The sequence below is a fragment of the Curtobacterium sp. MCPF17_031 genome (assembly GCF_003234035.1).
In the GTDB taxonomy this organism is placed as follows: Bacteria; Actinomycetota; Actinomycetes; order Actinomycetales; family Microbacteriaceae; genus Curtobacterium.
This window is the reverse complement of record NZ_QKSG01000006.1, coordinates 129,321-151,578: the sequence shown is the minus strand read 5'-3', so window position 1 is coordinate 151,578 and position 22,258 is coordinate 129,321. Positions and strand designations below refer to the sequence as shown.

The 22,258-nt window shown below is 70.6% G+C and carries 21 protein-coding genes; 2 read left to right on the top strand and 19 right to left on the bottom strand.

What is annotated here, in order from left to right:
• Positions 1-9 precede the first annotated feature (9 nt).
• On the bottom strand, positions 10-738 hold the full coding sequence (locus DEJ31_RS10540) for a response regulator (RefSeq protein ID WP_375334549.1): 729 nt from the start codon (positions 736-738) through the stop codon (positions 10-12).
• Positions 739-865: 127 nt separating this feature from the next.
• The gene (locus tag DEJ31_RS10535) at positions 866-2,125 is read right to left on the bottom strand and encodes a class I SAM-dependent RNA methyltransferase (RefSeq protein WP_111121810.1); all 1,260 of its coding nucleotides are present in this window, start codon (positions 2,123-2,125) and stop codon (positions 866-868) included.
• A 14-nt stretch (positions 2,126-2,139) separates the two neighbouring features.
• On the opposite strand from DEJ31_RS10535, the gene DEJ31_RS10530 reads away from it, so the two are divergent.
• Positions 2,140-2,913 (top strand): nucleoside triphosphate pyrophosphatase, encoded by a 774-nt coding sequence (locus tag DEJ31_RS10530; protein ID WP_111121809.1) that lies wholly within the window; start codon positions 2,140-2,142, stop codon positions 2,911-2,913.
• Between the two features lie 116 nt (positions 2,914-3,029).
• Positions 3,030-4,805, top strand: coding sequence for a biotin carboxylase N-terminal domain-containing protein (locus tag DEJ31_RS10525; protein WP_111121808.1), 1,776 nt, complete (start codon positions 3,030-3,032; stop codon positions 4,803-4,805).
• Positions 4,806-4,933: 128 nt separating this feature from the next.
• Here the strand turns inward: DEJ31_RS10525 and DEJ31_RS10520 are convergent, their stop codons facing one another.
• The 17 genes from DEJ31_RS10520 to DEJ31_RS10440 all read right to left on the bottom strand — a co-directional run bounded on the left by DEJ31_RS10520 (position 4,934) and on the right by DEJ31_RS10440 (position 22,157).
• Positions 4,934-5,884, bottom strand: coding sequence for a hypothetical protein (locus DEJ31_RS10520; RefSeq protein ID WP_146243136.1), 951 nt, complete (start codon positions 5,882-5,884; stop codon positions 4,934-4,936).
• A 196-nt stretch (positions 5,885-6,080) separates the two neighbouring features.
• On the bottom strand, positions 6,081-7,712 hold the full coding sequence (locus DEJ31_RS10515; RefSeq protein WP_111121806.1) for a phospho-sugar mutase: 1,632 nt from the start codon (positions 7,710-7,712) through the stop codon (positions 6,081-6,083).
• Positions 7,709-8,539 (bottom strand): purine-nucleoside phosphorylase, encoded by an 831-nt coding sequence (locus tag DEJ31_RS10510; RefSeq protein WP_110902719.1) that lies wholly within the window; start codon positions 8,537-8,539, stop codon positions 7,709-7,711. Before DEJ31_RS10510 ends, DEJ31_RS10515 begins: the two co-directional genes overlap by 4 nt.
• Positions 8,540-8,563: 24 nt before the next feature.
• A complete protein-coding gene (locus DEJ31_RS10505; RefSeq protein WP_111044331.1) occupies positions 8,564-8,836 on the bottom strand; it encodes a PTS sugar transporter subunit IIB in 273 nt (90 codons plus the stop codon).
• Positions 8,833-9,282, bottom strand: coding sequence for a PTS sugar transporter subunit IIA (locus tag DEJ31_RS10500; protein WP_110902717.1), 450 nt, complete (start codon positions 9,280-9,282; stop codon positions 8,833-8,835). The genes DEJ31_RS10505 and DEJ31_RS10500 overlap by 4 nt, the downstream gene beginning before the upstream one ends.
• 4 nt (positions 9,283-9,286) lie before the next feature.
• Positions 9,287-10,399: an adenosine deaminase gene (locus DEJ31_RS10495; protein ID WP_111121805.1), complete on the bottom strand. Its 1,113-nt coding sequence runs from the start codon at positions 10,397-10,399 to the stop codon at positions 9,287-9,289.
• A gap of 135 nt (positions 10,400-10,534) precedes the next feature.
• On the bottom strand, positions 10,535-11,821 hold the full coding sequence (locus tag DEJ31_RS10490; protein WP_111121804.1) for a thymidine phosphorylase: 1,287 nt from the start codon (positions 11,819-11,821) through the stop codon (positions 10,535-10,537).
• A gap of 1 nt (position 11,822) precedes the next feature.
• Complete coding sequence (locus tag DEJ31_RS10485) at positions 11,823-12,362, bottom strand: cytidine deaminase (RefSeq protein ID WP_375537621.1); 540 nt, start codon at positions 12,360-12,362, stop codon at positions 11,823-11,825.
• A gap of 144 nt (positions 12,363-12,506) precedes the next feature.
• Positions 12,507-13,796 carry an ABC transporter permease gene (locus DEJ31_RS10480; RefSeq protein WP_110902714.1) on the bottom strand — a complete coding sequence of 430 codons (1,290 nt, stop codon included), beginning with the start codon at positions 13,794-13,796 and terminating at the stop codon, positions 12,507-12,509.
• On the bottom strand, positions 13,793-15,208 hold the full coding sequence (locus tag DEJ31_RS10475) for an ABC transporter permease (RefSeq protein ID WP_375537620.1): 1,416 nt from the start codon (positions 15,206-15,208) through the stop codon (positions 13,793-13,795). The genes DEJ31_RS10480 and DEJ31_RS10475 overlap by 4 nt, the downstream gene beginning before the upstream one ends.
• Positions 15,205-16,725 (bottom strand): ABC transporter ATP-binding protein, encoded by a 1,521-nt coding sequence (locus DEJ31_RS10470; protein WP_111044336.1) that lies wholly within the window; start codon positions 16,723-16,725, stop codon positions 15,205-15,207. The genes DEJ31_RS10475 and DEJ31_RS10470 overlap by 4 nt, the downstream gene beginning before the upstream one ends.
• A gap of 93 nt (positions 16,726-16,818) precedes the next feature.
• The gene (locus tag DEJ31_RS10465) at positions 16,819-17,892 is read right to left on the bottom strand and encodes a BMP family protein (protein ID WP_111044337.1); all 1,074 of its coding nucleotides are present in this window, start codon (positions 17,890-17,892) and stop codon (positions 16,819-16,821) included.
• A gap of 271 nt (positions 17,893-18,163) precedes the next feature.
• Positions 18,164-18,631: a hypothetical protein gene (locus tag DEJ31_RS10460; RefSeq protein WP_110902711.1), complete on the bottom strand. Its 468-nt coding sequence runs from the start codon at positions 18,629-18,631 to the stop codon at positions 18,164-18,166.
• 38 nt (positions 18,632-18,669) lie between these two features.
• Positions 18,670-19,164 carry a hypothetical protein gene (locus DEJ31_RS10455; protein WP_146236666.1) on the bottom strand — a complete coding sequence of 165 codons (495 nt, stop codon included), beginning with the start codon at positions 19,162-19,164 and terminating at the stop codon, positions 18,670-18,672.
• Entirely contained in the window at positions 19,154-19,492 is a 339-nt protein-coding gene (locus DEJ31_RS10450; protein ID WP_146236665.1) for a hypothetical protein, read from the bottom strand. Before DEJ31_RS10450 ends, DEJ31_RS10455 begins: the two co-directional genes overlap by 11 nt.
• A 188-nt stretch (positions 19,493-19,680) precedes the next feature.
• Positions 19,681-20,058: a hypothetical protein gene (locus DEJ31_RS10445; RefSeq protein ID WP_110902708.1), complete on the bottom strand. Its 378-nt coding sequence runs from the start codon at positions 20,056-20,058 to the stop codon at positions 19,681-19,683.
• Positions 20,059-20,183: 125 nt separating this feature from the next.
• Positions 20,184-22,157, bottom strand: coding sequence for an alpha/beta hydrolase (locus DEJ31_RS10440; RefSeq protein ID WP_110902707.1), 1,974 nt, complete (start codon positions 22,155-22,157; stop codon positions 20,184-20,186).
• Positions 22,158-22,258 lie beyond the last annotated feature (101 nt).

The window sequence follows — 22,258 nt, the reverse complement described above, 5'->3', positions numbered from 1 at the left end:
CGGGTGTCGTCAGCGACCATCGCCGTCGGGGTCGATGCCGGAGTCGAGCCCCGGCAGGATCCCGTCCTCGACGGCACGGCGGAGCAGGTCGACCTTGGTCGGGGCGGGGCGACCCACCTCGACGTACTTCACGCGGATGCGGTCCAGGTACTCCCGGGCCGTGGAGTATCCGATGCCGAGCTGCTGCGCCGCCAGCTTGAGCGGCAGGCCCGAGGCGTACAGGTGCAGGATCTCACGTTCGCGACGCCCGAGCTGGGCCTTCGCGAAGTCCCGGTCCGCATCGATGGCGCTCGCCCACTCGAGGTTGTTGAGCACGTCACCCCGGGCCACGGTCGCGACGGCGGCCATCACGGTCTTCGTCGCGGACGACTTCGGGATGACACCGGCAGCCCCTGCGGCCAGAGCCTCCCGCACGTTCGCGACGCGGTCGGCGATGCTGTGCACGAGCACGGCCGAACCGGTGCCCTGCACGCCCTTGACGTTCTCGGTCACCGTCGAGCCGTCACCCAGCGACAGGTCGAGGACGACGACGTCGACCTCGCGCCCGCCGAGTTGGGCGATGTACTCCGGGACGCTCGCGGCGGTGAGGACCACCTCGAACCCCTCGTTCTGACAGGCCGCCTGGATCCCCAGTCGGACGGACTCGTGGTCGTCGACGATGGCGACCCGGACCGGCCGGGTCTCGGGACCGGCAGTCCCTGTCGTGCCGGTCGATGTGCTGGTGGTCGTGTCTCCCACGGTTGCCTCTCGTTCCGACAGCGCGCCGGGCCCTGATCCCGGTTGCCGTCGTCACCAAGGATACCCAGGTCAACCTCAGCTTCGTACCCCGCAACGGGACCCGGCGGAGCCGATCACCCGCCGGGGCTCAGGCGACCGGCACCAGCCGCGCCACGGCCTCCAGGTGGTGGGTGTGCGGGAACAGGTCGAAGGCGCGGAGTGCCTCCAGGCGGTACCCGAGATCAGCGAACGTCGCGACGTCGCGCGCCAGGGCGACGGGGTCGCAGGCGACGTAGACGACCTGGGCCGGCTGCAGCGCGGCGATCGACACGACGACCTCGCGAGCGGCACCGGACCGGGGCGGGTCGAGCACGATCGTGCCGGCGCGGAAGCGATCGCGCTCCGGACGGGAGGCCGACTCGACGGTCCGGGACAGCCACCGGTCGACACGGCCGGTCTCGGCACGGGCGCCGATCCACTCGGACAGGTTCTCGAGCGCGTGCTCGGTCGCGCGGGTCGCACTCTCGACGCTCGTCACGCGGGCGCGCGGCCCGACGACGTCGGCGAGGGCCGCGGCGAGCAGCCCGACGCCGCCGTAGAGGTCGAGGTGCTGACCATCCGGGTCGAGGCGGTCACGATCGACCAGGTCCTGCACCGCGGCGGTGAGGACGGCGGGGGCCTGCCGGTGCACCTGCCAGAAGCCGTCGTCGTCCACGTCGAAGGTCCGTTCGCCGACGACCTCCTGCACGACCGTGGGGCGCTGGGCGTCGATGACCAGGCGTGCGCCGCCGGAGCCGCTCGGGCTGAGGACGTCGACGACCTCGGCGCCGGGCATCGAGCCGCGGCCGAGCGGCGCTGAGCCCTGCACGGTGGCGGTGGCCAGCGGGAGCGAGGTGACCGGGACGACGGTGTGCGACCGGGCGGCGAAGGGTCCGGGCGTGCCGTCGGCGTCGACGTGCAGGCGGACCCGGGTGCGCCAGCCGAGGCCGTTCGCCTCGTCGTCGCCGGGTGCGGCCTCGACGACGACCGGCGCGCCGAGCACGGCGTCGAGGTCGATGCGGCCGAACCGGGAGAACGAGTCGACGAGCACGTCGCGCTTGAGGGTCCGCTGGTGGGCGAGGGCGATGTGCCCGAACTCCGCACCACCGGGACGCACGGCGGGGTCGCGGTCCAGGCCGGCCTCGGGCCAGACGTGGTCCACCCGGTGCTCGCTCGGTTCGAGGACGCTCACGGTGTCGGCGCGCCAGAACGACTTCTTCCGGTCCTCCGTCACCCGGGCCACGACCCGCTCCCCGGGGATCGCGTCCGTGACGAACACCACGCGCCCCTCGTGCCGTGCCACCGAGATGCCGCCGTGAGCGATCCCGGTGACGTCGAGTTCGAGCAGTGTGCCGACGGATTCACCCATGGTTCGATGTTCCCATGCGTCTGTACCTCGCGAGCACCTCCCCCGCCCGTCGCGCGCTCCTGGCGCAGTCCGGGATCGAACCGGTGCTCGTCTCGCCGGGGGTCGACGAGGACGCAGTGGCGGCCACCGAGCGGGACCGACTCGGTCGCGGACTCACCGGACCGGAACTCGTGTCGCTGCTCGCGGTCGCGAAGGCGACGGCGGTCGCGGACGGGCGCGTCGAGCTGGCGGACGGCACCGACACCGGCCTCGACGGCATCGTCTTCGGCGGCGACTCCGCCTTCGAGGTCGACGGGGTGCTGTACGGCAAGCCGCACGACCCGGAGGTGGCCCGCGAGCGGTGGCGGCAGATGCTCGCCGCGGGCGGCGGCACGCTGTGGAGCGGGCACTGCGTCGTGGACCGGCGCGCCGGGGTCGGGGTGGCCACTGCCGGGACGGGGGGCGCGGGACGGGCTGGTGACGCGCCTCCCGTCCGCCCCGTGGGCGACCTGGGGCCGGTCACACCGGGCGGTTCCGCGCTCGTCGTGGACGGTGACCGGGTCGTCGCGGTGGACAGCGCCGTGCTGACGTTCGCCGACGACATGACGCCCGCGGAGATCGACGCGTACGTCGCGACCGGCGAGCCGCTCGAAGTCGCCGGCGCGTTCACGATCGACGGGCGCGCCGCCGCCTTCATCACGCGGATCGACGGAGCACCCTCGGCCGTCGTCGGTCTGTCGCTGCCGATGCTGCGGTCGATGCTCCTGCGGGGGTTCGGGATCGCCTGGCACGACCTCTGGACACCGTAGGAGCCCGCCGGCGCGCTCGCCACCTCCCCGCCTGTAGAGATCCACCTGCTGCGCGCGGTGTTTCTTGTGGATGGCGGTCAAAACACGACCCTGGTGCACGAATACGCTGATGTCCCATGACCCGCATCAGCAAGGTCCTCATCGCGAACCGCGGCGAGATCGCCGTCCGCATCGTCCGAGCGGCCCGCGATGCGGGCAAGGCCTCGGTGGCGGTCTACGCCGACCAGGACCGCGACGCCCTGCACGCCCGCCTCGCCGACGAGGCCTACGCGCTGAACGGCACCACGAGCGCCGACACCTACCTGGTGATCGAGAAGATCATCTCGGTCGCCCGACGATCCGGCGCCGACGCCGTGCACCCCGGGTACGGCTTCCTCGCCGAGAACGCCGACTTCGCGCGCGCCGTCATCGACGCCGGGCTCACCTGGATCGGGCCGTCGCCCGACTCGATCGAGCGTCTCGGCGACAAGGTCTCCGCACGGCACGTGGCCGAGAAGGTCGGCGCCCCCCTCGCCCCCGGCACGATCGAGCCGGTGCAGGACGTGTCCGAGGTCGTCGCCTTCGCCGACGAGGTCGGGCTGCCCGTCGCGATCAAGGCCGCCTTCGGTGGCGGTGGCCGTGGCCTGAAGGTGGCGCGGGACCGGGCCTCCATCCCCGAGTTGTTCGAGTCCGCCACGCGCGAGGCCATCGCCGCCTTCGGCCGAGGCGAGTGCTTCGTCGAGAAGTACCTCGACAAGCCGCGGCACGTCGAGACCCAGTGCCTCGCGGACGAGCACGGCAACGTCGTCGTCGTGTCCACACGCGACTGTTCCCTGCAGCGACGCCACCAGAAGCTCGTCGAGGAAGCACCGGCGCCGTACCTCACCGAGGCGCAGCAGACCCTGTTGTACGAGTCGTCGAAGGCGATCCTCCGCGAGGTCGGCTACGTCGGTGCCGGTACCTGCGAGTTCCTCATCGGCGCCGACGGCACGGTCTCGTTCCTCGAGGTCAACACGCGCCTGCAGGTCGAGCACTGCGTCTCCGAAGAGGTCACCGGCATCGACCTCGTCCGCGAGCAGTTCCGCATCGCCGAGGGCGGCACGCTCGACTACGCCGACCCGACCCCGCGCGGCCACTCGTTCGAGTTCCGCATCAACGGCGAGGACCCGGGCCGCAACTTCTTCCCCGCGCCGGGCCCCGTCCACGTGTTCAACGCACCGTCCGGTCCCGGCGTCCGCGTCGACTCCGGCGTGGTGTCCGGCGACGTCGTCTCGGGCTCGTTCGACTCGATGCTCGCGAAGCTCATCGTCACCGGTTCCACGCGTGCAGAGGCGCTCGAGCGGTCCCGTCGTGCCCTGGCCGAGTTCGAGGTCGCCGGCCTGCCGACGGTCATCCCGTTCCACCGTGCCGTCGTCGCGGACCCCGCGTTCGCCACCGACGACGCGACGCCGTTCTCGGTCTACACGCAGTGGATCGAGACGGACTTCGTGAACGACATCCCGGCCTGGAGCGGTTCCCCCGAGGAGCTGCCCGCGCCGGGCGAGCGCGAGAGCGTCGTCGTCGAGGTGCAGGGCAAGCGCATCGAGGTGACCATGCCCTCGATCGTCGGTGGTGGTGCCGGCGGCGCGCGTCGTCCGTCCGGCCCGTCCGCTCCCCCGAAGCGTCGGTCCTCCGGTGTCAAGGGTGGCCGTGCGGCGTCGGGTTCGTCGGTCGCGTCGCCCATGCAGGCCACCGTGGTGAAGCTCGCGGTCGCCGAGGGTGACACCGTGGTGAAGGGCGACCTGCTCGTCGTCCTCGAGGCCATGAAGATGGAGCAGCCCGTCCAGGCACACAAGGACGGCATCGTCACCGGCCTGAACGCCCCCGTCGGCCAGACGGTCTCCTCGGGTCACGTCCTGCTCGAGCTCGCGTAGGTCCCCCGCGGCGCCCGGCGCCCGGTGCCGATCGGCTGCGCACAACAGGAACCGCCCCGAACCACGGCTTCCCGCGGTCTGGGGCGGTTCCTGTTGTGCGGCGCAAGTTGGAACCAGCGGACGCAGCGTCAGCGGATCCGGCGGAAACGTCGGGTCTCGAGCGGGAGGCCCAGCCCCAGCAGCAGCGCTCGGAGCCGCTCCGTGTCCTGCGTCTCCGGCCACCCGAACCGACCGAGTCGACGGACGTCGGACACACGGCGGAGCCGGTCCTCGCGGCGCTTCTCCTGGAGGAGGACGTCCTCCGCGGTGAGGCCCGCGGCGCGCATGGCCGGGTCCCGGTACTTCGCGGCACCGTCGAACTCGAGGACGACGCCGTGGTCGGGGAACCAGAAGTCGACCCGCGCCACGAAGCCCGTCGCGTCGTGGAACTCGGTCTGGAGTCCGGGCCGCGGCGCTCCGAGCTCGTGCAACGCCACACGGGCGATCGACTCCCCCACCGAGCCACTGCCTGGGTCGGCGAACTCGATCGCGAACCGTGCACGATCCCGGCCGTGCACGGCCCTCTTGGCGTTCAGCTCAGCTCGGAGCGCCGACCGATCGACACCGCGCTGGAGCGCGACGTCGAGGACGGGCACGGAACGTCGGAGGTCCTGCGTGAGCGCGATGTCGACGACGGTGCTCCGGAGGTCCGTGGCCGGCCGGCCCGAGGATGCCCGGGCGAGACCCATCGACCGGCCCTTCCCGGGGTGCTTCCGCAGCAGCCGGAGGGACTGGGACGTCTCCCGCTCGGGATCGATGACATCGACGACCTCGGGGAACTCACCGCTCCAGGGCAGCCCGTGCAGGGCGAGGGCTGACACATGGGACAGCACGAGGCGCGGAGCGGTCAACTCGTCGACCACGTCGAGGCGAGCAAGATGGCGGACGCGGGCGTCCGCCGCCCGCCAGCGCTCTGCGTCGACGAACCTGCCGGGTGCGAGCCGGACGAGTGCGCCCCGGTCGGCCGCTGCGACGAGGTCCCGACCGCGACGGCCGGTGGGGTCGACGCCCCCACCCCTGATGATCTCGAGTCGTTGCATCTCCTCAGCCTCACGGACGCCCACCGCCAGCAGGACGTTCGCCGACCCTGTGGACGACCGCGCTGGCTCCCGCTGTCGTGCAGGAGCCCGGTTTCGACTGACGCCGCACAACAGGAACCCGCTCGAACCGCGGGATGCAGCGGCGCGAGCGGGTTCCTGTTATGCGCAGGCGCAGGCGCGGCGCCGCGGCGCCGCCCTACGAGACCAGCGGGCGGACGGCCGCGGCCAGGCGGTCGGCCAGCGCGGTGGCTTCGGCGGAGGTCCCAGCGACCGTGTCGATGTAGACCTTCACCTTCGGCTCGGTACCACTCGGGCGGACGATGACCCGCGCGCCACCGTCCAGGTCGAAGCGCAGGATGTCCGACGGCGGGAAGCCCTCGACCCCGTCGAGGAAGTCCGTCACCGACGTGATCTCGACACCGCCGAGGTCCGTCGGGGTGGACGTCCGCAGCGACGCCATGATCTCCCCGATGCGTGACAGGTCGTCCACGCGTGTGGCCACCTGCCCGGAGGCGAAGGCCCCGAACCGCTCGGCGAACGCGTCGAGCTGGTCCGCGATGGTCTTGCCCTCGGCAGCGAGTTCGGTCGCCAGCGACAGCAGCTCCAGCGCAGCGGAGATGCCGTCCTTGTCGCGGATGACCTGCGGGTCGACCAGGTACCCGAGCGCCTCTTCGTACCCGAAGAGCAGGTCCGGCACGCGGGACACCCACTTGAAGCCCGTCAGCGTGTCGCGGTGCCCGAGTCCGTACTGCTCGGCGACGCGTGCGAGGGCGGGCGAGCTCACGATCGACGCGGCGAGCACCCCGGTCACGCCGGCGTCGGCGGCCCGTGCGGCGGCGCGCCAGCCGAGGAGCCATCCGACCTCGTTGCCGGTGAGACGCCGGTACGAGCCGGAGCCGTCCGGGATCGCGAGTGCCAGTCGGTCGGCGTCCGGGTCGTTCGCGATCACCAGGTCGGCGCCCACCGCGACACCCCGGGCGATCGCCAGGTCCATGGCTCCCGGCTCCTCGGGGTTCGGGAACGAGACGGTCGGGAAGGCGCCGTCCGGCTCGATCTGCTCCGGCACGACGGCCGGCTCGCGGAAGCCCGCCTGCGCGAACACCGCGCGGGCGGTCTCCCACCCGACGCCGTGCATGGCCGTGTAGACGACGGACGGCTGCGCGTCGGCCGGGAGGCCCGGGGCCGGTACGGTCGCAGCCGTCGCGTCCACGTAGGCCTGGACGAGCGACGCATCGGCGACGGTGTAGTCCGTCGCCCGGGTGAGCGAGCGGATGTCCCCGGATGCGACGACGTCGATGGCGGCGGCGATCTCACCGTCGACCGGCGGCACGATCTGCGAGCCCTCGTCGTCCCCGCCGAGGTACACCTTGTAGCCGTTGTCCCGCGGCGGGTTGTGGCTCGCCGTCACCATGACGCCCGCGCCGACGCCCAGGTGCCGGACGGCGAACGCGACGAGCGGTGTCGGCAGCGCCGAGGGCAGCAGCGTCACGTCGAGACCCAGGCCGCGCATGACCTCGGCCGAGTCCCGCGCGAAGACGTCCGAGTTGACCCGGCCGTCGTAGCCGATGACGACGCTGCGATCGCGGCCGGAGTCGATGAGGAAGCGGGCGAGCCCCGCGGCGGCCTGCGTCACGACGACGCGGTTCATGCGGAGCGGACCCGCTCCGAGCTCGGCCCGGAGGCCCGCGGTGCCGAACTCCAGCCGTCCGGCGAAGCGGGCTGCGAGCTCCTCCGTGTCCTCGGCGTCGACGAGCTGCTGGAGCTCGGCCCGGGTTTCGTCGTCGGGGTCCTGCTCGATCCAGGCCCTGGCGGTGTCGACGACGCTCACAGTGCCGCCACCACCCGGGCGAGCAGGTCGGCGATGACCGGCTCGGCCTGCTTGCCGGCCTCGAGCACCTCGGTGTGGGACAGCGGCGTCTTCTGGATGCCGGCTGCCAGGTTCGTGATGAGCGAGAAGCCGAGGATCTCCATGCCGGCCTGACGAGCGGCGATGGCCTCGAGCGCCGTCGACATGCCGACGATGTGCCCGCCGATCGCCTTCGCCATCTGGACCTCGGCCGGGGTCTCGTAGTGCGGGCCGCGGAACTGCGTGTAGACGCCTTCGTCGAGGGACGGGTCGACGGACTTCGCGACCGCACGGAGGCGTGCCGAGTACAGGTCGGTCAGGTCGACGAACGTCGCACCCTCGAGCGGGCTGTCGGCGGTCAGGTTGATGTGGTCGCTGATGAGGACCGGGGTGCCGGGCGTCCAGGTCTCCTTGATGCCCCCGGCACCGTTGGTGAGGACCATGACCGAGGCACCCGTGGCAGCGGCGGTCCGCACGCTGTGCACGACGCGACGCACGCCGTGGTTCTCGTAGTAGTGGGTCCGGGCACCGATGACGAGCGCGTGCCGTCCGTCGGCGAGACGGATCGACCGGACGGTGCCGGAGTGCCCGGGGACGGCCGAGGCACTGAACCCGGGGACGTCCGCCGCGGGGATCTCGGAGACGGTCTCCCCGAGCAGGTCGGCGGCCTTGCCCCAGCCGGAGCCGAGCGTCAGGGCGACGTCGTGGCGTTCGATACCGGACCGCTCAGCGATCACTGCCGCGGCGTCGCGGGCCACGTCGAAGGGGTCGACGGCGGGGTCGTTCAGGGGGTTCTCGGTGCTGACCATGCGCCGATCGTACCGGGCGGCCGGTCAGCCCAGCGCCTTCTCCACAGCCGCCGTGATCTCGCTCTGGTCGAAGTGGTTCCGGATCAGGATGACCTCGGCGTACGTCGTCCCGATGGCCTCGACGAACTCCTGGCTCGTCAGGATCACGTTGGCGTCGTCGGACACGTCCCGCACCGAGGCGACGTCCGCCGCGACGACCTCGGCCGTCAGTCCGAGCGAGGCGAGCGCCTTCTCCGCGTTCACCTTGAGGATGGCGCTCGCACCGATGCCGGCACCGCAGATGGTCACGATCTTCATGCCGTCGTCACTCCCATGATGGCCCGGACCTCGTCGGCCGTGACGGCGGCAGCGAGCCGCCCGGTGACCGAGGCGTCGTTGAACAGGTTCGCGATCGCGCCGATCGACTCGAGGTGCGTCCCGACCTCGGCCACGGCCAGGCCGAGGACGACCGAGACCGGGTCGTTGTGCGGGTGCCCGAACACGACCGGTGCGGCGAGGGTCACGACCGCCAGACCGTCACGCAGCACGCTGGACCCCGGCCGGGCGTGCGCGAACGCCAGCCCCGGCGAGATGACGATGTACGCCCCGTGTTCCTCGACCATGCCGATCATGGCGTCGGTGTACGCGTCGGTGGTCGCTCCGGAGGCCACGAGGGCGCCGCCGGCCGTCCGCAGCGCGTCACGCCACGACGACGCGGACGCCCCGAGGACGACGGCGGGGTCCGGCAGCGGCGGCAGGCCCATCGACTCAGGCCTCCGCGTACCCGGCGGTGATCGCGGCGATGATCTCCTCGCGGTCCTCCAGCGGCAGGAAGGTCCCGAGCGCGGCGTTGATCTGGAACGCGGCCAGGTCGTCGAGGTCGTAGCCGAACGTGCCGGCCAGCAGCGCGAGCTCCTTCGACAGCGAGGTGTTGCTCATCAGGCGGTTGTCGGTGTTCACCGTGACGCGGAACCCGAGCTGGTACAGGACGTCGAAGGGGTGGTCGGCCAGGTCGTCACCCCACGCGGCGATGGCACCGGTCTGCAGGTTCGAGGACGGCGAGACCTCGAGCGGGATCTCACGGTCGCGGACCCAGGACGCGACTTCGCCGAGGGTGGCGAGCATCGAACCGTCGCCGCCGTCCGACAGCGAGACGTCCTCGAACACGCGGACGCCGTGGCCGAGTCGCAGTGCGCGACCGTCGACGAGCGCCGAGCGGATCGACGCGAGACCGTCGGCTTCACCGGCGTGCACCGTGACGGGGAACAGCTCGGAGGCCAGGTAGTCGAACGCCGCACGGTGGTCCGACGCCGGGAACCCGGCTTCGGCGCCGGCGATGTCGAAGCCGACGACGCCGTGGTCGCGGTGGCGGACGGCGAGCTCGGCGATCTCCATCGACCGGTCGGCGTGCCGCATGGCGGTGACGAGCTGGCCGATCCGGATGGACCCGCCGGCGGCGTCGACCGCTTCCTCGATCCCGGCCTGCACGGCTTCCACCGTCTGGTCGAGGGTCAGGCCACGCTGCAGGTGCTGCTCCGGCGCCCAGCGGATCTCACCGTAGACGACGCCGTCCGCGACGAGGTCCTCGACGAACTCCTTCGCGACGCGGGTCAGACCGGCTGCGGTCTGCATGACCGCGGTGGTCACGTCGAAGGTCTTGAGGTACTCGACCAGGGAGCCGGAGTTCGCCTGGTCGGCGAACCACGTGGCGAGCTCGGTCGGGTCGGTGGTCGGCAGCTCGACGCCGTCGGTCGCGGCGAGCTCGATGATCGTCGCGGGGCGGAGGCCGCCGTCCAGGTGGTCGTGCAGCGAGACCTTGGGGAGGTCGTTGATGACCGCTCCGGCGTCGGGCAGGCGGTAGATGGGGGCGGCGTCGCTCATGCGCCCAAGGCTACCGGTGGTCACCGGCCCCCGCAGGGCGCCGTCGACAACGGTGTGGACGACGACACTGGAGGCTCCCCACACGTCGTGTGGGGAGCCTCCAGTCCGGATGGTGCGATGCGGGCAGGCGGGCCGCTACTGGATCCGTTCGCGGACGATCGGTCCGCGCTCGGGCGCGGACTCCCCGATCGACCAGGCCCCCTCGAGCGACTCGATGGCCCGCTCGAAGCGGGCCGGCTCGTCGGTGTGCAGCGTCCACAGCGGTTGACCGGCGGTGACGGTGTCACCCGGCTTGACGTGCAACTCGATGCCGGCGCCGGCCTGCACCGGGTCCTGCGCCCGGGCCCGTCCGGCACCCAGGCGCCAGGCCGCGATGCCGAAGGGGAGCGCTTGCTGGGTGGTGAGCACACCGGACTCGGTGGCGGTGACGACGTGCGTCTCCGCTGCGACCGGCAGTGCGGCCGAGGCGTCGCCGCCCTGCGCCTCGATCATCCGCCGCCAGGTGTCCATCGCGCGGCCGTCGGCGAGTGCGGCGGCCGGGTCGGCGTCGGTGACCCCGGCCAGGCGCAGCATCTCCTCGGCGAGCGAGAGGGTCAGCGACACGACGTCGGCGGGACCGCCGCCGGCGAGGACCTCGACGGACTCACGGACCTCGAGGGCGTTGCCGATCGTCAGGCCGAGCGGGACCTCCATGTCGGTGAGGAGCGCCGAGGTCGCGACCCCGGCGTCCTTGCCGAGGTCGACCATCGTCTGCGCCAGGAGCTTCGACTGCTCGAAGTCCGCCATGAACGCACCGGAGCCGAACTTCACGTCGAGGACGAGCGCAGCAGTGCCCTCGGCGATCTTCTTCGACATGATGCTCGACGCGATGAGCGGGATGCACTCGACCGTGCCGGTGATGTCACGGAGGGCGTAGAGCTTCTTGTCGGCGGGTGCCAGGCCGGAGCCCGCGGCGCAGATGACGGCACCGACGTCCTGCAGCACCGCCGTCATGCGCTCGTTCGAGAGCGCCGCCTGCCATCCCGGGATCGACTCGAGCTTGTCGAGCGTGCCACCCGTGTGCCCGAGCCCGCGGCCGGAGAGCTGCGGCACCGCGACGCCGAACGTGGCGACGAGGGGCGCGAGCGGCAGGGTGATCTTGTCGCCGACGCCTCCGGTGGAGTGCTTGTCGACCGTGGTCTTGCCGAGCGAGCCGAACGACATCCGCTCCCCCGACGCGATCATCGCGAGCGTGAGGTCCCGGATCTCCCGACGCTCCATGCCGTTGAGGAAGATCGCCATCGCGAGCGCGGCCATCTGCTCGTCGCCGACGTAGCCGCGCGTGTACGCGTCGACGAGCCAGTCGATCTCGGCGGTGGACAGGGTCCCGCTGGAGCGCTTCGTGCGGATGAGGTCGACGGTGTCGAACGGCTCGACGGCCATGTCAGTGCTCCTGCCGGTAGGTGGCGAGGGTCCGCGGGCCGAAGGCGTCCGGCAGGACCTCGTCGATGGTTCGGATGCCCGAGACGGTCTCGAGGAGCATGCCCTCGGTGGAGTGCTCGAACAGCAGCTGGCGGCAGCGGCCGCACGGCATCAGGGTCGCCCCGTCGCCGTCGACGCAGGTGAACGCGACGAGCTTGCCGCCACCGGTCATGAACAGCTGCGACACGAGCGAGCACTCGGCACACAGGGTGACCCCGTACGACGCGTTCTCGACGTTGCAGCCGGAGACGATCCGGCCGTCGTCGGTGAGCGCCGCGGCCCCCACCGGGAAGGACGAGTACGGCACGTAGGCGCGGCCCATCGCGGTCGTGGCCGCCTCGCGGAGAGCATCCCAGTCCACGTCGACGTCGACGTGGGCGCTCCCGTCGATCGGTGCCTCGGCGTCGGCCGGGAGGCTCGTGGCCGGGTCCGTCCAGACCGGCTCGCCGGTCTCGGGGTCGGTGCCGACCCCGTGGTCTCCCGCAGCGTTCGTGTCGGTCATGTGGCGTGCCTCCCGTGCGTGGTGCGGTGTCGCGCGCTCTCGCGCGCCGTCGTGCGGTGTCGTACAGCGGGACACCGGTGTCGGTCCATCGAACCGCGTGTCGACGCGGTTCGACCGACGGACACCGGTGTCCCGCCGATCAACTCAGTTCTTGATGTAGGGCTTGCCGGACGCCGCCGGACCGCGCGACTGCCCGACCAGACCGGCGACCGCGAAGATCGTCACGACGTAGGGCAGCATCAGCAGGAACTCGCTCGGCACCGGCGAGTTGATCGCACCGAGCGTGTTCTGCAGGTTCGACGCGAAGCCGAACAGCAGGGCTGCCAGCGTCGCCTTGATCGGGTCCCACCGGCCGAAGATGACCGCGGCCAGGGCGATGTAGCCCGCGCCCGCCGTCATGTCCTTCGTGAACGGACCGACGGCGTCGAGCGTGAAGTACGCACCACCGAGACCGGCGATCGCACCCGCGAGCGAGACGTTCCAGAACCGGGTGCCGGTGACGTTGATGCCGACGGTGTCCGCCGCCTCCGGGTGCTCGCCGACCGCGCGGAGGCGGAGGCCCCAGCGGGTCTTGAACAGGGCGAAGGTCACCACGGCCACCGCGATGTACGCCAGGTAGACGATGACGGTCTGCTCGAAGAACACCGGGCCGATGACCGGGATCTGGTGCAGGACCGGGATCTCGGTCTTCGGGAAGCGGATGCCGACGTTCAGGGTCGTCTCGGACGGCGAGAGCACCTGTGAGTACAGGAACCCGGTGAGCCCGGAGATGAACGCGTTGATGACCACACCGACGATGACCTGGTCGACGAGGTACTTGATGCTGAACGCCGCGAGGACGAACGACACGAGCACACCCGCGACGAGCGCACCGATCAACCCGACCCAGGCGGACCCGGTCAGCGAGGCGATGAGCGCCGAGGTGAACGCACCGGCGAGGAACTGTCCCTCGATGGCGATGTTCACGACGCCGACGCGCTCGGAGATGACCCCGCCGAGGGCGCCGAACACCAGCGGGACGCTGAGGCCGATCGCGCCGACCAACAGGCCGGGCAGCGGGATCGTCTTGCCGGCGGCTGCCCAGGTGAGGAACCCGACGACGAAGACGACCGCGAAGACGCTCGTCAGCCACAGCGGCACCGGACGGTACCGCCCGACCAGGAAGAAGGCGACGGCGGTGCCCAACGACAGCAGGACGACGACGACCACGCCGGTCGCCAGCGACGGCAGACCGACGTTCGGCAGCTGCACGAAGTCACCGGCGTTGGCGAGTCGGAACGTGGTCGTGCCGCCACGGCGGACGCCGAGGAACAGCACGGCGGCGAGCACCGAGAACACGGCGAACGCGATCGGTGCCTTCCAGCTGCGGGTGGTCTCGACCGCACGGTCGGCGACGGGGGTCGCCGGGACCGCGGTGGGACTGAGGGTGCTCACGCGGCGACCGCCTTCCGCTCGGAGTTCTTACGGGTGCGACGACGTGCGCCCGGCTGCGGGATCCGGAAGACCGCGCGGACGAGCGGCGGAGCCGCGATGAACAGGACGATGAGGGCCTGGATGACGCCGACGATGTCGATCGGGATGCCGTTGGCGGCCTGCATGGCGTAGCCACCGTTCTTGAGCACCCCGAACAGGATCGCGGCCCAGAAGGTGCCCCACGGCTTCGAGCGGCCGAGCAGCGCGACGGTGATCGCGTCGAACCCGATGCCGGCGTCGATGCCCGAGGTGAAGCCGGTCGTGACGGCTCCCTCGACCTGGTAGGCGCCGGCGATGCCGATGAGGGCACCCGAGATGACCATCACCCAGATGGTCAGCATCGGGACGCTCATGCCGGCGACGCGAGCGGCACGGGGGTTCTCGCCCACCGTGCGGAAGCGGAACCCGAGCGACGACTTGTTCATCAGCCACCACACGACGACGACCGCGATGAGGGCGACGATGAAGCCGAGGTCGATGCCGAACCGCGAGCCGAACAGCGACGGCAGGACCGCCGAGTCGCGGGTCGCCGGCGAGATCGGGTTCGGGCTGCCGCCGGCCTGCAGGAGGCCGGGGGTGCGGAGCATGAAGCTCACCAGGTACAGGGCGACGTAGTTGAGCATGATCGTCAGGACGACCTCGTTGGCACCGGTCCGGGCCTTGAGGAGCCCGACGATGCCTGCCCACACCGCACCGCCGACGATGCCGGCGAGGATCGTGAGCGGGATGTGCACGACGGCTGGCAGGTCGAACGAGAACCCGACCCAACCGGCGGCCGCGGCGGCCATCAGGACCTGTCCCTGGCCACCGATGTTGAACAGCCCCGTGCGGAACGCCACCGCGACGCCGAGACCGGCGGCGATGAGCGGCACCGCGTAGTCGACGGAGCGCGTGATCGGGGCGATCGCGGTCGCGAACGACGGGGCACCGAAGTTGATGACCGAGCCCTGGAACAGCGACGAGTACGAGCCACCGACGGCCGTCCCGACCGCCCGGAGCGTGTCGAGCGGACGGGCGAAGAAGTACCCGGCTGCGGCCTGGACGTCCTTGTCGGTGAGGGCGATGAGGACACCGCTGGCGACGAGGGCCAGGACCACTGCGAGGACCGTGGTCAGGACCGAGCCGTTCACGATGCTCCGGAGCGCGTCGCTCCAGCGTCCTTCGCGGCGCTCGCTGTCGATCGCCGAGTCGGTCATCAGGTGCGGTGCGCCGGTGACCTCCTGCAGGCGGTCGTCGACGGCGGGGGTCACGTCGGCACGCGCCGTGTCGGCACGCGTCGTGTCGGCGTCGGCCGGGTGGCCCGTGGTCGCGTGGGTGGGTGTGGTGCGGTCCGACGGCGTGGTGCCGTCGTGCTGCGGCGTGGGGTCGCTCACGCGGCGAGCTCCGTTCCTGCGGGCAGTTCGCCCGCCATCATGAGTCCGAGGACGTCCCGGGGTGTGGACGCGGGGACGATGCCGACGATCGCGCCGCGGTACATCACGGCGATCCGGTCGGCGAGCGCGACGACTTCGTCGAGCTCGGTGGAGACGACGATCACCGGGACGCCGCTGTCGCGGGTCTCGACGATGCGCTTGTGGACGAACTCGATCGAGCCGACGTCGATGCCACGGGTGGGCTGCGCGGCGACGAAGAGTCGCAGGGGGCGGCTCAGTTCGCGGGCCAGGACGATCTTCTGCTGGTTGCCGCCGGAGAGCCGGCCGGCCGCGGTGGTACGGCCGGGCGTGCGGATGTCGAACTCGGCGATCTTCTCGTCGGCGAAGGCGTCCCGCTCGGCGGCGCGGATGGTGCCGGCACGGACGAAGTCGGCGGCGTCGGCGCGGTCGAGCATGAGGTTCTCGGCGATCGTGAACTCGCCGACCAGGCCGTCTTCCTTGCGGTCCTCGGGGACGAACCCGACACCGGCGTCCAGGATCTGCTTGACACTGCGGCCGGTGACCTCGCGCCCGTCCAGGGTGATCCGGCCGGAGCGCACCGGCTCGAGGCCCATGATCGCCTCGGTCAGCTCGGTCTGGCCGTTGCCCTGCACGCCCGCGATCGCGAGCACCTCACCCCGGCGGACCGTGAACGAGACGTCGTCGACCAGCACGAGGCCGGTGGGGTCGGTGACGGTGAGACCCTCGACGACCAGGGCCGCTTCGCCCGGGGTGGCCGGGGCCTTCTCGACGACGAGTTCGACGCTGCGGCCGACCATCAGCGCCGCGAGCTCGCTGTTCGACGCGGTCGGGGACGCTTCCCCCACGACCTTGCCGAGGCGGATCACGGTGATGCGGTCGGCGACCTCACGGACCTCGCGGAGCTTGTGCGTGATGAAGACGATGGCGGTGCCGGCCTCGCGGAGCTGGCGCATGATGCCCATCAGCTCGTCGGTCTCCTGCGGGGTGAGGACGGCCGTCGGCTCGTCGAACACCAGCACGGAGGCGTCACGGGAGAGCGCCTTGATGATCTCGACACGCTGCTGTACACCGACCGGCAGGTCTTCGACCCGGGCGTCGGGGTCGACGTCGAACCCGAACCGCTCGGAGATCTCACGGACACGTCTGCGGGCACCGGCGAGGTCGAGACGGCCACCGAACGCCGTCTCCTCCTGCCCGAGCATGACGTTCTCGGCCACGGTGAAGACGGGGACGAGCATGAAGTGCTGGTGCACCATGCCGATGCCGGAGCGCATGGCGTCGCCCGGTCCGTCGAAGTGCTGGACGACGTCGTCGAGCAGGATCTCGCCCTCCTCGGCCTGGTACATGCCGTAGAGGACGTTCATCAGGGTCGACTTGCCCGCACCGTTCTCGCCGAGGAGACAGTGCACCTCGCCCGGTTCGACGGTGATCGAGATGTGGTCGTTGGCGACCAGGCTGCCGAACCGCTTCGTGATGCCGCGGAGTTCGAGCTTCATGTCGGTGAGTCTATTTCTGTCTCGGGCGCGCACGGGTCCCCGTGCGCGCGAGAACGCGGGCGGAGGAGTGATCCCCCGCCCGCGTTCGTCGGACTACTTGACGGATGCCTCGGTGTCGACCTTGACCGAGCCGTCGATGATGCCGGCCTTGATCTCGTCGAGCTCACCCTGCAGACCCGAGTCGACCTTGGACTCGTAGTCGTGGAACGGCGCGATGCCGACGCCGTCGTTCTTCAGCGTGCCGACGTAGGGGGTCTTCGAGTAGTTGCCCTTCGCGGCCTGCTCGACGACGTCCTTGACCGCGGGCTTCATGCCCTTCTCGATGGAGGTGAAGGCGATGTCCTTGTAGCGGGGGTCGGCCTCGTAGAGGTCGCTGTCCGCGCCGATGAGGACGGAGCCGTTGTCGGCGTCCTTGATCGCCTCTGCGGCGGACTGGTAGATCGGGCCACCGACGGGCAGGATCACGTCGGCGTCCTGGTCGAGCAGCGACTGCGCGACCGACTTCGCCTGGGTGCCGGCCTCGAAGCCACCGGTGAAGGAGCCCTTCTGGCTCTCGACGTCCCAGCCCACGACCTTGACGTCCTTCTTCTTCTGCTCGTTGTAGTACGCGACGCCGTCCGCGAAGCCGTCCATGAAGATGGTGACGGTCGGGATCTGCATGCCGCCGAAGGTACCGACGGTGCCGGACTTCGAGTACGACGCGGCCGCGTAGCCGGCGAGGAACGCCGCCTGCGAGGTGTCGAAGGTGATCGGCTTGACGTTCTTCGCGTCGATCGAGTTGTCGTCGATGATCGCGAAGTCGGTGTCGGGGTTCGCCGCGGCCTGCTTCTTCGTCGAGGCGGCGAGGTTGAAGCCGACCGTGACGATGAGGTTGCAGTTCTGGTTGACGAGCTGCTGGATGTTCGAGTCGTAGACGGTGGCGTCCTTGGACTCGGCGTCCTTGTACTGGGCACCGAGCTCGGACGCGGCGTCCTTCATGCCCTCGAAGCCGAGCTGGTTGAACGACTTGTCGTCGAAGCCGCCCGCGTCGGACACCATGCAGGGCAGGAAGTCGGACTTCTTGGACGATGTCGAGTCGGACGGTGCGGATGCGCAGCCGGCGAGCACGGCGACGGTGCCGACGAGCGCGAGGCCGCTCATGGCGACGCGGCGGGTACGAGATGACACGGGGGTTCCTCCGGGGAGATCGGGAGTCGGCCCGGAGTCACTGCGCACCGGGCGATCGTGAGGACAGTACACGACCGGCCGGGCGGTACAGGACCGGTCCGGAGCCCCTCCGACATCGGTTACGCGATCGCGACCGCGTCGTAACGCGCCGGAAACGCGATGGCTCGTCCGTGACCCCAGTTCGCGGGGTTTCGTGATGGAGCGCTACAGTCGGGCGTCGGCCTGGAGGATCGTGCAGGCATCCCCCACATCCGCCGGTCCGCAGGGTGATTCAGAAGTCCTCGTCCGCGTCGCCGGGGAAGCACAGCGAGAGAGCCTGGACCGCGTACTGCCCCTCCGACACCGTCAGCCGGATCGAGTCGGTCCGCCCGCCACCACGACCCACGATGGTCGGGCGGTCCGCCGTCCCCCAGTGGTCGATCGTCATGCCCTGCTCCGTCCACCGGTCCTCGGTGGCGGTGACGTCCTGGGTCACGTCGCCGCTGGACGCGCGGGTGACGAGGTACCGCCACTTCGCACCCTGGTCGCCGTCGGGGAGCCGGCAGTCCTCCAGGTAGTCGGGGCCGGTCCGCGGCTGCCACGTCCCACCGAGTCGACCGGTGACCGCCTCGACGGCGTCGACCATCTGCTGCTGCGCGACGTCCCGGTCGACGGCCGGGGTAGCGTGCTCGGACGTCGGTGCCGGTGCGGGGGCCGGACCTGCCGCGGAGCAGCCGGCGAGCGTGCCGACGACGAGCACACCGGTGCCGAGGACCCCGGCGTCGTCGGAGCCTGTGCTCAGAGCGCATCAGCGTCTCCGGGGAAGCACAGCGAGACGGCCTCGACGCCGTACAGGTCCGGGGCGACCGAGAGACTGATCGACCTCGTCGTCCCACCGCCACGGCCCGTGATCGTGGGCTCGTCCTGCGTGCCCCACCGGTCCAGCGACATACACTGTCCCTTCCACCGCGCCGTCACCGCGGCGACGTCCGCGGGTACGTCCCCGATCGAGCCGCGTGTGACGAGGAAGCGCCACTGCGCACCCGGCTCGCCGTTCGACAACCGGCAGTCCTCCGCGTAGTCGGGACCGGTCTCGTGCTGCCATGTGCCGCCCAACGCGGTGGTCACCCGGTCGACGACCCCGACCATCTGCCGCTGCGCCGTGTCCGCGTCGAGCACCGGTGTCGGTGTGGATGTCGGAGCGGGCGTTGCACAGCCGACGAGCGTGCCGACGACGAGCACACCGCACGGGGCCGGGGCCCATCGGCGTGCGGCGATCATGTCAGAGCTCATCGGCGTCCCCGGGGAAGCACAGCGACACCGCCTGGACTCCGTACTGGTCGTCAGCGACCGAGAGGCTGATCGAGTCGGTCGCCGCGCCGCCGCGGCCGACGAGGGTCGGATGAGCGGTGGAACCCCACCGGTCGATGGTCATGCCCTGACGCTTCCAGTGGGCCTCGACCACGGGGAGGTCCTCGGTGACGTTCCCGACCGACGGACGCGTGCGGACGTCCACCCACTGCGCACCCGGCTGTCCGTCCGGCAGGGCGCACGCATCGGCGTAGTCCGGACCCGTGCCCTGGTCCCAGTCCCCGCCGAGCCGTCCGGTGAGGTCATCCACCGCATCGACCATCTGCTGCTTCGCGGCCGCAGGCGTCGCAGCCGCCGTCGCGAGCGGGGTGGTCGTGACCGAAGGGTGCTGCCCACAAGCGGTAACGAGCAGTCCGACCGCGACCAGCACAGGTCCGCACACCACGCTCCGACTCCGGCTTGATCTGCCAGTCATCCTTCGGCCGGCGGTGTGTTCGTTCAGAGTTGGTCCGCATCACCCGGGAAGCAGAGCGAAACGCTCTGGATGACGTAGAGCCCGGGTGCAACGGAGAAGCTGATGGAATCGGTGTGATCGCCACCCCGGCCGATGACCGTCGGCTCCGCCTTCGTGCCCAGGTGGTCGATGGACATCCCCCTGTCCTTCCAACGCGCTTCGACCTTGGCCGCGTCGGCAGAGACGTCGCCGGTCTGCGCGCGGGTGAGGAAGTACGTCCACTTTGCTCCGGTGTCCCCGTCGGGTAATCGGCAGGCTTCTGCGTAGTCCGGTCCAGACCGGACTTTCCAGTCACCACCGAGGCTCTCCGTCGCGTCCTTCACGACGTCGACCATTCGTTGCTGCGCGCTCTCGGAATCCACCGCGGGTGTCCTCTCTGCTTGCGGTTCAGGGGCCGGACTCTGTGCACAGCCGACAGCCGATCCGCCGAACAGCGCGAGGAGGAGAAGCATCCCGGCCAACCGAACACCACGTGTACGCATCGACATCACTCTCCGCCGTCGGGATCTCTGACGCCCAACAGCCACTGGTCTCGCACGGTCGGAGGAGTCGGATCGAATTCCGTCAATTTGTCTTTCCGTCCGGTCGTCGCCGCGCCCACGTTGTAGAGCGTTTCGGTGTTCTGGTCGAGGTATCCGCCACCATCCGCGTTCAACGGATCGTGGTGCAAGACCGGGTTCGTCGTGGTGCCGTCAGCCGCAGTACCGCCGTTCGCCCCGAACGTCGTCGCACCGAAGCCCGGCTTCGACGGGTCGACGTGATGGCCATGGCTGAAGCTCCGGCCTACCGTCGCCCACTCGTCCCCCTTTCCGCCTTCGTCGAAGAGCACGTTCCGTGCCTGTCCGGCGTAAACCTCGCCGGCGTGGAGGTCGTCCGCCGAATCGACCGCATCCGGCAGACCAGCGGAGGCCAGGGCAACAAATCTGTCGACGTGGATGTCCGACCGGGAGAGCGCGACCCCCGCTGTCGTCGTGCCGTACGAGTGCGCGACGATGTTCGTGGTGGGCATGCCATCAGCCCGGACAGCGTCTAGTCCGTGTACGGACGCCGCCAGCTTCTCGGCACCGGCTTCCGCTTTGTCCATGCCGAGGACAGTCGTCTCTTCGGGGGTCTCGTACCCGATCCAGGAGATGACTGCACGCTCGCCTTCGCCAGCGGCCACGATCTGCTGGTTGTAGATGTTCTGTGCGGCGTTTGTCCACGACGACATGTCCGCCGTCGTGGTGTTCATCCCCGGCACCGCCCAGGTCACGTTGTCCGCCGTGTCAAGGTCACCGATCGAGACGGCTGCAAGCGGCGGGACGTCGTCGGTCAGGGACACCAGGGACCGGGCGCCTTCGCCCTTCTTCCCCAGGGTTGCCTCGATGTTGAGCAAGGCCTTCAACTCCTTCTCGAGCGAGGCGATCTGCTGCTGGAACGGCGTGCCGTACTGACCCGACCAGGCGGACCCGGTCTGCGCGGTCGCCAGCTGGCTCTGGAGCTGGTCGATGCGGAGACCGAGCACCGATCGGTTGGCCGTGTCTCGTGCCCAGTAGGCAACGCCCTCGAGGTTGCCCAGCTTCTCGAGCACCGACTGCGGTAGAGCGCGGAGTGCCGGCGCATCGGCCTTCGACAGCCCCAGCGCTGCCCACCGCTTCGCGACCTCGGCCGGGGTCAGGCCCTCCGCGAACAACGCATCGAGCACCGGTGGCGTCCGCCCGTTCGTGGCGACGGCGAGCACCATGTCGGGGAGCGCTCCGGCTCCCCCTGCCTTCTCGAAGGCGCTGGCGACGTGCTCGCTCCACGTGCAGTCCGACTCGTTGTGCTGCAGGTACTGGCGGAACCCGGAGAGCGCGCTCTGCCCGTCCACGACCGCCCAGCTGCACGATGCCTTGAAGCTCGACCATGCGGTCTGCAGCCGCTGCAGCTCGGTGTCGGCGTCACTGTCGGCCGAGCGGGTGGTGGACACGAAGGTGCGCAGGTGGGTCGGGTCTGCCGAGCTCTTCCCGCTGCCATCGCCGCCGGCCGAGTGCGGACGCTGCCGTGCGTGGAAGGCCGCCGTCAGCGGCTTCGGAGTGATCGGCGTGGTCGAGGGTTCGTGGTCCGTGACGAACTCCCACAGGGGCATTGCCACCCCCGCGACACCGCCACCGGAAGCCTGGACGAAAGCGTTGCGTTGTGCTTCTCGCTGCTTCCACGCATCATGGTCGCTGATCCGCTGACGTTCCTCCACGGCCTGGCGACTCACTGCATCGATGTCATCAGCGAAGTCGGCGAGGACCCCGGCGAGCTTGCCCCGGTCCTCGGCCTCGATCACGGCGGCATCCTGGAACCGCTTCGCGTAGGCCCCGGAGAAGTCCTGCAGACCTGTCGACACCGCCCCGGAACGTTTGCCCGCTTGCCCGCGCAGCACGCCATCCGCGGTACGCAGCGCACGGGTCAGCGCTGACGCGTCCCCCGCGTCGTACTTGATGTCGACCATCTGCTCTCCCCAGGCTCCCCCGCAGCCCCCGCTGCGACCACCCACGATAACGCAGCTTGCCGCTCCTGGTCTCCGGATGGGTGCTCCTCAGAACACGCCAC